The sequence below is a fragment of the Mesorhizobium sp. M5C.F.Ca.IN.020.29.1.1 genome, from assembly GCF_003997375.1.
Classification (GTDB): Bacteria; Pseudomonadota; Alphaproteobacteria; order Rhizobiales; family Rhizobiaceae; genus Mesorhizobium; species Mesorhizobium wenxiniae.
Window position 1 is genome coordinate 1 of record NZ_RZSW01000240.1, and the last position, 8,913, is coordinate 8,913.

10 protein-coding genes are annotated in these 8,913 nt (G+C 63.4%); 2 read left to right on the forward strand and 8 right to left on the reverse strand.

Features of this window, described 5'->3' with window-relative positions; genetic code table 11:
• From EOA85_RS19295 to EOA85_RS19305, 3 genes are all read right to left on the reverse strand, one after another.
• A partial coding sequence (locus EOA85_RS19295) for a 3-hydroxyacyl-CoA dehydrogenase NAD-binding domain-containing protein (RefSeq protein WP_245485872.1) occupies positions 1–295 on the reverse strand: 295 nt, incomplete at its 3' end.
• Positions 292–921 (reverse strand): HD domain-containing protein, encoded by a 630-nt coding sequence (locus EOA85_RS19300; protein ID WP_127210797.1) that lies wholly within the window; start codon positions 919–921, stop codon positions 292–294. The genes EOA85_RS19300 and EOA85_RS19295, both read right to left, overlap by 4 nt.
• 28 nt (positions 922–949) lie before the next feature.
• Positions 950–1,861, reverse strand: a complete 912-nt coding sequence (locus EOA85_RS19305) for a 3-keto-5-aminohexanoate cleavage protein (protein WP_029347504.1) — start codon at positions 1,859–1,861, stop codon at positions 950–952.
• Positions 1,862–1,971: 110 nt separating this feature from the next.
• Here EOA85_RS19305 and EOA85_RS19310 point away from each other — a divergent pair, with 110 nt between their 5' ends.
• Positions 1,972–2,952, forward strand: a complete 981-nt coding sequence (locus tag EOA85_RS19310) for a GlxA family transcriptional regulator (RefSeq protein WP_127210798.1) — start codon at positions 1,972–1,974, stop codon at positions 2,950–2,952.
• A gap of 6 nt (positions 2,953–2,958) precedes the next feature.
• Here the strand turns inward: EOA85_RS19310 and EOA85_RS19315 are convergent, their stop codons facing one another.
• Positions 2,959–3,168, reverse strand: coding sequence for a hypothetical protein (locus EOA85_RS19315; protein ID WP_029347507.1), 210 nt, complete (start codon positions 3,166–3,168; stop codon positions 2,959–2,961).
• A gap of 184 nt (positions 3,169–3,352) precedes the next feature.
• The gene (xylA, locus tag EOA85_RS19320) at positions 3,353–4,678 is read right to left on the reverse strand and encodes a xylose isomerase (RefSeq protein ID WP_127210799.1); all 1,326 of its coding nucleotides are present in this window, start codon (positions 4,676–4,678) and stop codon (positions 3,353–3,355) included.
• A gap of 113 nt (positions 4,679–4,791) precedes the next feature.
• On the opposite strand from xylA, the gene EOA85_RS19325 reads away from it, so the two are divergent.
• The gene (locus EOA85_RS19325) at positions 4,792–5,154 is read left to right on the forward strand and encodes a nuclear transport factor 2 family protein (RefSeq protein WP_127210800.1); all 363 of its coding nucleotides are present in this window, start codon (positions 4,792–4,794) and stop codon (positions 5,152–5,154) included.
• Positions 5,155–5,189: 35 nt separating this feature from the next.
• Here EOA85_RS19325 and xylB read toward each other — a convergent pair whose 3' ends face one another.
• The 3 genes from xylB to EOA85_RS19340 form a co-directional block, all read right to left on the reverse strand.
• Positions 5,190–6,644 (reverse strand): xylulokinase, encoded by a 1,455-nt coding sequence (xylB, locus tag EOA85_RS19330; RefSeq protein ID WP_127210801.1) that lies wholly within the window; start codon positions 6,642–6,644, stop codon positions 5,190–5,192.
• Between the two features lie 81 nt (positions 6,645–6,725).
• Entirely contained in the window at positions 6,726–8,048 is a 1,323-nt protein-coding gene (locus EOA85_RS19335; RefSeq protein WP_127210802.1) for a tetratricopeptide repeat protein, read from the reverse strand.
• A gap of 9 nt (positions 8,049–8,057) precedes the next feature.
• Positions 8,058–8,681 (reverse strand): LysE family translocator, encoded by a 624-nt coding sequence (locus tag EOA85_RS19340; RefSeq protein ID WP_127210803.1) that lies wholly within the window; start codon positions 8,679–8,681, stop codon positions 8,058–8,060.
• Positions 8,682–8,913: the final 232 nt, after the last annotated feature.

Here is an 8,913-nt window from a genome sequence, read left to right on the forward strand (position 1 = left end):
GCACGCGATGTTTCAGTTCGAGCCGTTCCGGTACGCTTTCCTGGATGAAATCGGCATCGGCGACGGCATCGGCGATGGTCTTGGCAAAGGTCAGTTTGCCCTCTTTTGGGAGGCCGTCGGGCAGCATCTGTTTGTAGGCGCGGCGCGCGCCTTTCATCACTTCGCCGACCTTGCGCGAAGCTTCCGGGTCGGGATCGAAAATCGACACGTCGATGCCATTCAAGAGCAGCCGCGCTACCCAGCCGGCGCCGATGACGCCGCCGCCGATTGCAGCTGCCTTGGTGATGATGCTCATGCGGAGGCTCCGGTTCTTGTCCTGGCTATTTCCAGATCGATCAGGGGCACGCGCTCGCCGGCGCGGATCACGGTGGGGTCATAGGCCCTGCGGGCAAACACTTCGAGCACGATGGGCCGGAAGAAATCGATCGGCAGCGTCTCGTAATCCGGATCGAAGCTCGACTGGTCCCAGCGCTCGCAGAACTGGTCGCAATCGTCGAAATAAAGATGGCCGGCGAAACGGTCGCGGGCATGGGGATTGCCGCCGAGATGGTGGGCGTAATAGAGGCGCTGGAAGTCACCGTGCTTTTCCACCACCCAGGTGCACTGCTCGCGCACGAAGGGTTTTAGGATCGAAGCTGCATATTCGTCGTGATTGTAGGGTGCGTAGATGTCGCCGATGTCGTGCAGTAGCGCGCAGGCGATCCAGTCGGTGTCGGCGCCGTCGCGCCATGCGCGCGTCGCCGCCTGGAGCGAATGGCCGAGCCGCGTGATCTTGTAGCCGGACAAGCCTTCGTCGAGCTGGACAAGCGCATCAAGCAGCCGTTCCCCGGTCTTCGCCGCATAGTCGATCTCGTGCTCGGTGAGGAACGCGTAGTCGTCGCGGTCGCCGTCCTTCATGGCGGTGAATTTCACGGTCTTCATCGGCGGCTCCTCCCTACCGATTCCCTGTTCAAAGCGGCGCGCGCTTCGTCAAATTGAGCTTCTTGCGCACCTCGTCCGGGCCGATGACCCTTGCGCCCATGTTCGACACGATGCTGACCGCCCGCTCGACCAGCTGCGCATTGGTCGCCAGCACGCCCTTGTCGAGCCAGAGATTATCCTCGAGCCCGACGCGGACATTGCCGCCGGCCAGCACCGCGGCGGCGGCATAGGCCATCTGGTTGCGGCCGATGGAGAAGGCCGACCAATTCCAGCTCGACGGCACATTGTTGACCATCGCCATGAAGGTGTTGAGATCATCGGGAGCGCCCCATGGCACGCCCATGCACAATTGCACGAGAGCATCCGGATCCAGCACCTTTTCCTCGACGAGCTGCTTGGCAAACCAGAGATGCCCGGTGTCGAAGGCCTCGATCTCCGGCTTGACGCCGAGCGCCGTCATCATGCCACCCATGGCGCGCAGCATGCCGGGCGTATTGGTCATGACATAGTCGGCTTCGGCGAAATTCATCGTCCCGCAGTCGAGCGTGCAGATTTCCGGCAGGCACTGGCGCACATGTTCCACGCGGTTGGTCGCGCCGCCCATATCGGTGCCTTTCTCGTTGAGCGGTAGGGGATTCTCCGGCGAACCGAACACCATGTCGCCGCCCATGCCGGCGGTCAGGTTCAGCACCACGTCGACATCTGCAGCACGGATGCGCTCGGTTACTTCGCGATAGAGCTGCACGTCGCGCCGTGGCTTGCCGGTTTCGGGGTCGCGCACATGGCAGTGGACGATCGCCGCGCCCGCTTTTGCCGCATCGATGGCCGAATCGGCAATCTGCTTGGGCGAACGGGGCACATGCGGGCTACGGTCCTGCGAGCTGCCGGACCCGGTCACGGCACAGGTAATGAAAACCTCACGGTTCATCGTCAGCGGCATGGACTTTCCTCCCAACCAGCGCAGACGGCCCAATCAAACATGGGCCTGATCGAACAGACGGCAACAATGCCTGACTTGCCGGAAACTGTTTTGCGTTTTACGAAGATCGCATGATGAAAAACGAAAAGCCTTCGATCTTTCGCGCCGAACGCTCGACGCTCAAGGCAACGCTTCTGATATTTTCCGGGTCGTCGATCATGTGCGTGGCATCGGCGGTCGATCCGCTGCGCGCCGCCAACCGTATTGCCGGCGAGACGCTGTTCGATTTCAGGCTGGTTTCGGTGACCGGCGAAGCGCCGGTCACCACATGCGGCCTGCCGGTTGCGGTCAGTGGCCGCTTCGATGCGGCGGATATAACCGATATGCTTGTCGTCGTCGCCGGTTTCGGTACGCAGAACTATTCCACATCGGCTCTGCTTGCCGGCCTGCGCCGGGCGGCGCGCGCCGCACGCGCCTGCGGCGGTGTCGAAGCCGGCACCTGGCTGGTGGCGCGCGCCGGCCTGCTGGAAGGACGCAGCGCCACCACGCATTGGGAGGACATGGAAGATTTTTCGTCGGCCTTTCCAGGCGTCGATGTGCGCCCCGACCGCTATGTCATCGACGGGCCGGTCTTCACCTCGGGCGGCGCTTCGCCGACCTTCGACCTGATGCTGCATCTGATCCGCACGCGGCTCGGCATGGCTGTCGCGCTCGACGTGGCAAGTGTCTTCATCTACGATCAGGCGCGCGCCGCGACCGACGCGCAGCCGCTTGTCTCGCTCGGCCGACTCGACGGCTACGATCCCAGGCTGGCGCAAGCCATCCGGCTGATGGAAGCCCATGTCGACCAGCCGTTGACCATTGCCGCGGTGGCGAAGCGCGCCGGGGTGACGGCGCGAACGCTGGAGAGCATCTTTCGCAAGTCGATCGGCGAGACGCCGGGCGCCTATTATCTCAGGCTGCGGCTGGGTGCCGCGCGCCGGCTGGTGATCGACACGCGGGTGGCCATGGCCGATATTGCCGGGCGAACAGGATTCTCGTCCGCCGCGGCATTTTCCAGGGCGTTTTCAAGAGCTTTCGGCGAAGCGCCGGTCAGGCTGCGTAAGGGATAGTCGGGATTAGGCAGCGTCCTGGCGGTCGCTTTTGCCGTCGATGTGCGAGCGCATCTGTCTCGCAAGATGGGTCTCAAAGCGGCTGGCGACCGCGCGATCCCATTCGTTTGCACTGCGCGCACCGTGCTTCGGATGCGGCAGCGCCATCAGCCGGTCGATGATCGATCCGGCCTCGCCAGATGAGAGCAGGGCGTCGATTTCGCGTTCGTGCTGCATATCGTTTCGCCTCCTTCTTTCTGTTCCCGCCACGGACCACATATACGAGATTCGTGACGGCTGTTTGAAGGCAAGAGCGAGGCGATTGAGGGGCGGTGCGAGGCAAAACCTTGTCGTCAGTTCCGTCCCCGCGCAAAGCTGTTCCGGACGGCGGGTCGGTCAAGAGACCCGCCGGTGCGACACCTCAGACATACCGGTTGACGATATTCTCGAGCAGTTCCTGGCGGCCGGATCGAGGCTGCGGCTCGATCTTGTTCTTGACGACGCGTTCGGTGATCTCCTCCAGCGTCCTCTTGCCGGCAAGCATCGCCTTGGCCTCAGCCGAGTTCCAGCCGGCATAGCGCTCGGCCAGCGGTCCCGACAGCGCCTTGTCCTCGACCATGCGCGCCGCAGCCTTGAGGCCGCGTGCACAGCAATCCATGCCGCCGATATGGCCAATCAGCAGATCCTGCGGGTCGAGCGACTGGCGCCGCAACTTGGCGTCGAAATTGGTGCCGCCGGACTTGAAGCCGCCAGCCTGCAGGACCTGGTAATAGGCCAGCGCCATCTCCGGCACATTGTTAGGGAACTGGTCGGTGTCCCAGCCCGACTGGTAGTCGTTGCGGTTCATGTCGATCGAGCCGAAGATGCCGAGCGCACTGGCCAACGCCAGTTCATGCTCGAAGGAATGGCCGGCCAGGATGGCATGGCCCTGCTCGATGTTGAGCTTGACCTCCTTCTCCAGCCCGAAGCGTTTCAGGAAGCCGTAGACCGTGGCGACGTCATAGTCGTACTGGTGTTTTGTCGGCTCCTGCGGCTTCGGCTCGATCAGAATGGTGCCCTTGAAGCCGATGCGGTGCTTATAATCGACGACCAGGTTGAGGAAGCGGCCGGCCTGTTCCTGTTCGCGGGCAAGGTCGGTGTTGAGCAGCGTCTCATAGCCCTCGCGGCCGCCCCACAGCACATAGTTCTCGCCGTTCAGCCGCTTGGTGACATCGATGCAGTGTTTCACCGTCGCTGCCGCATAGGCAAAGACATCCGGATCGGGATTGGTGGCGGCACCCGCCATGAAGCGGCGGTTGGAGAACAGGTTGGCCGTGCCCCAAAGCAGCTTGACCCCAGTCTGCTTCATCTTCGACGCAAAGTAATCGGCGATCTCATCGAGGCGCGCGGCACTTTCGGAAAAATCTTTTCCTTCCGGCCGCACATCGGCATCGTGGAAGCAGAAGTAGGGGGCACCGAGCAGCGCAAACATGTCGAAGGCGGCATCGGCCTTGAGCTTGGCCAGCTCCATCGTGTCGGTGCCGCCGGCCTCGGCGAACCATGGCCGCTCAAAGGTCTGGCCGCCGAACGGATCGCCGCCCGGCCAGGCGAATGAATGCCAGTAGGCGACGGCAAAGCGCAGATGGTCTTCCAGCCGCTTGCCGGCGACAATTTCGTCGGGATTGTAGAACCGGTAGGCCAGCGGATTGGTCGAATCCGGCCCCTCATATTTGATCTTCTGGATGTCGCCGAAAAAGCCGCTGGTCATGATTGTCTGTCCTCTCGCATGGTCCTGTCCTGATTACCTCAGGCGTAATTGGTTTCGCATTGGCGTTGGATGAAAACGGTCATGTCAAAGCCCCTCAACAAAGGAGACAGACCATGACCGACCTCAACACGATCGCCGAAAACTACATCACTGCCTGGAACGAGAGCGACGCCGTGCGCCGGCAAACCTTGCTCAAGGCGGCCTTCACCGAGGACGTCAGCTACCGCGATCCGATCATGCAGGGCGACGGCCATGACGGCGTCGACGCACTGATCGAAGGCGTCCAGCAGCGTTTTGCCGGCTTCCGGTTTTCGCTGAAGGGCAAGCCGGACGGATTTGGCGACACGATCCGCTTCTCGTGGAATCTCGGGCCGGAAGGCACGGATTCGGTCATCGAAGGCACCGACATCGGCGTCATCGAGAATGGCCGCCTGAAGAGCGTCACCGGCTTTCTCAACAAGGTTCCGGCACAGTGAGGTCATCTCAGGCCTCGGCGGGGGTGGGAAACCACTCACGCCGTGGCGGCCTTGATGGCTGGGTAAAGCAAGCGGTAGCGTTGATAGGCATCCGCATAGGCATTGCTTAGCGCGGCGACCGGCTCGATAGTGGCATCGGTGGCCGGCGCCGTGCACACTCTGAGCGGATCGGCGCCCGTCGCCGCGATCATGCCGAGTCGCGCCGCACCGAAGGCAGCGCCGAAATCGCCATCGGCCGGGATGTCGACGGGCAGGCCGAGCGCGGTGGCGATTGCCTTCAGCCAATAGCGCGAGCGCGAGCCGCCGCCGATCGCCGTCACCCGCGTCAGCGTCGTGCCGGCCGTGGCCAAGGCCTCGAGACTGTCGCGGAAGGCGAAAGCCACACCTTCGACTACCGCCTGGGTCAGCACAGCGCGGCTCGATTCATGCGCAAGCCCGGTGAACGCGCCGCGGATGGCCGAGTCATTGTGCGGCGTACGCTCGCCGGAGAGATAGGGCAGGAAGGACACGCCGGTCGGCGCCTTCAGCGTATCGCCGAGTTCGGCGGTCAGCTCGCCGGCGCCTTTCCCTGATATCTCCGACAGCCAGTTGAGCGAATCGGTCGCCGACAGGATGACGCCCATCTGGTGCCAGGTGTCGGGCAGCGCGTGGCAGAACGTATGCACCGCGCTTTCCGGGTTTGGCAGATAGGCAGCGTTGGCGGCAAACAGCACGCCTGACGTGCCAAGCGAGACGAAGGCCTGGGCGGCTGCGACCGTGCCCATGCCGCAGGCCGACGCCGCATTGTCGCCGGCGCCGCCGGCGATCGGGATGCCGGCCTGCATTCCCCATTTCGAGGCCAGTTCGCTGCGCAGGGCGCCGGCTTTCTCAGTGCCTTCGACCAGTGACGGCATCTGCTTCTCGTCGAGCGACGTGGCGGAAAGCAGGTCGGATGACCAGCCTCGCTTGCCGACATCGAGCCAGGACGTGCCTGCCGAGTCCGACATCTCCGAAATATGTTCGCCGGTGAGCCAGAGCCGCAGGAAATCCTTCGGCAGCAAGACCTTTGCCACTTTGGCGAAAACATCCGGCTCGTTGTTTTTCACCCAGACCAGCTTTGGCGCGGTGAAACCGGGGAAGACAATGTTGCCGGTCAGATTGCGAAAGCGCGGATCGGCGTCGAGCTTGGCCGCCTCGGCATGGCTGCGCGTGTCGTTCCACAGGATGCAGGGGCGCAGCACCTGGTCGCCGGCGTCGAGCAAGGTGGCGCCGTGCATCTGGCCGGAAAGGCCGATGCCCTTCACGGCGGCGAGTTGTCCTGGATACGAGGCGTTGAGCTCGGCAATTGCTTCCTCGCAGGCGCGGATCCAGTCGGCGGGGTTCTGCTCGGACCAGCCGGGATGCGGCCGCGACACGTCTAGTGAAGCATGGCCAGAGCCGATGACAGTCTGCCCGGCATCGATCAAAAGCGCCTTGACGCCCGACGTGCCAAGATCGAGGCCGAGATACATGGTGTCCTCCCACTGCCATTAATTTTTTCGGATCTCGAAAAAATCTGACTTCGCAGTTTTTAAGACAAGATCCGCCTCCGGTCAATTCTCCGACAAATCGGCGGCGCGCCGCGAGAACAGCGCCGACAGCAGACTGTCCGGCCGCGCCAGCGCGCGTTCCGCGGCAAGCGCCGTTGCCAGCGCATGATCGCCGGAACGCAACGCCGCTTCGATCAGCGTCAGGTCGATGACGTCGCGTTGCGCGTGGCTGCCCCCGAACCGGTGGGCGATCGCCCGGATTGGCCGGATCAGGCGTAGCGTCTCGGCATAATTGCCGTCGCCGAATGCCTTGATGGCGAGCGTCAAGGGATGGCCGACATCGCGGGTGAAGGCGGCGTTGTCGTCGTTGCCGTGCATGGCCTCGCGCTGCGCCTCGAGCAAGGCGCGAACCGGCGCTTCTTGGCCGGCGCCGACGAAGGCCATCATCGCATGGGCATCGTTGAAGGCATAGTTGCCGGCGCTGGCTTTGGTCCAGTTGGCGGCGAGCGCCGCCCAGCGGGGGCCGACATCGACGCCGCCGAGATGCAGCCGCCACAGGATCGCCGAAGCGTCGACCATGTTGAGCGCCAGCGTCGAGCGCTCGCCGTAGATCGGCCCGTCATAGAGCGCCAGCACCTGTTCGGTCTCGCCGAGATCGTAGTGAAACAGCGCCAGATGCCACCAATTGTGCACTTGCAGGAAGCTTTCCTTCGTCCAAGCTTCGGGGTTGGCTCGCATCCAAGCGATGCCGTCCTTTTGCCGGCTCTGCGTTTCCATGACGTGGGCGACGGCGTGCTGTGCCCAGCCGTCGCGCGGCTCGATGTCGACTGCCATGCGGCCAAGCTTTTCGGCGCGCGCATAGTCGCCCATTTCCTCCAGCCCGAACGCCTGCATGCCAAGTATGGCGTGGTATCCCGGCATGCCGCTTTGCCACGACGGCAGCGCGCGGCCGATGCGGTCGCGCAGCATGCGGGCATTGCCGGTGAAGAAATCGATCTGGTGCCCGGTCTGCAGCGCCAGCGCATCGAGCGGAAACTCGATGGCGATATCCTCGAGCAGACGGGCGGCTTCATGCCAGCGTCCTGCGGCAAGACGGCCGAGCGCAGCGACATGCGCCTGCTCACGCGGCGTCGCCGCAAGCGGCAGCGACGCCTCATAGCAAGTCCTGGCCACGGCTGTCGCCTCACGCTCGGTGGCGAGGCCGAAGAGATAGCCCTTGAACACATGCGCCATGACGAAGCCGGGATCCTCGGCGATGGCGCGATCGACCGAGCCGACCGGATCGCCGATGAAGCATTGCAGTTCGCGGACAGCCTGGCTGTAGGACGAGAACCCGGCCTCGGTCGCACCCGAAAATGTCAGGCCGAATGCATCCCTGACTGCCATGGCATGTCCTCAATTGCCCGAGCGCATCGCCACCGTGGCGATGCCGGCGCCGACCAGCAGCGTGCCGCCGGTGCGGTTGAAGATGCGGATCGCCAGGGGATTACGCACGACGTTGCGCGCCCTTGCCGCGATCAACGCGTAGCCGAAGGCATTGGCGAAGGCGAGCGCCAGGAAGGTCGTTTCAAGGATCAGCATCTGCGTCCAGAAGCCGGCGTGCCGGTCGAGGAACTGCGGCAGGAAGGCGACGAAGAAGGTGATGCTTTTCGGGTTGAGCGCGGTGACCAGCCAGGCATGCGCCATCATCTTGGCCGACGACACCGCGTCGAGGCGCGGCTCGGCCTTGAGCGTGCCACCGGCGCGAAACAGCTTTACGCCGAGATAGATCAGATAACCGGCGCCGATCACCTTCAGCAGCATGAATACGGTGGCCGACGCCGCCAACAGCGCGCCGATGCCCAGCATCGACAACGTCATCGCCGTGAAGTCGCCGAGCGCCACGCCGACCGCCATCGGCAGCGCGGTGCGCCAGCCCTGGCCGAGAGCATAGGACACGACCAGAAGGATGGTCGGGCCGGGAATGACAAGAAGGATCGTCGAGGCGGCGGCAAAGGCGGCCCAGTTTTCGAAGGACATGTTCGTCTCCTTGAGCTCAAAGAAAAGGATAAATCCTTGGGCTGGCAAAGATGTAAAGGGGCACCATCGAAAATGTGCGGCGCGACGGCTCGGCCGGGAGGTTAAGGCAGGGTAAGAAGTCTTCACGCTTTTTCAACCATGATTGGTGAAAATGCACTCTATCCGGCCGGACCGTGTTTCCCGCCGACAGCGTAGGGTTTGGGTAGATGCGTGAGTTGCCGCAAGGTCTGAC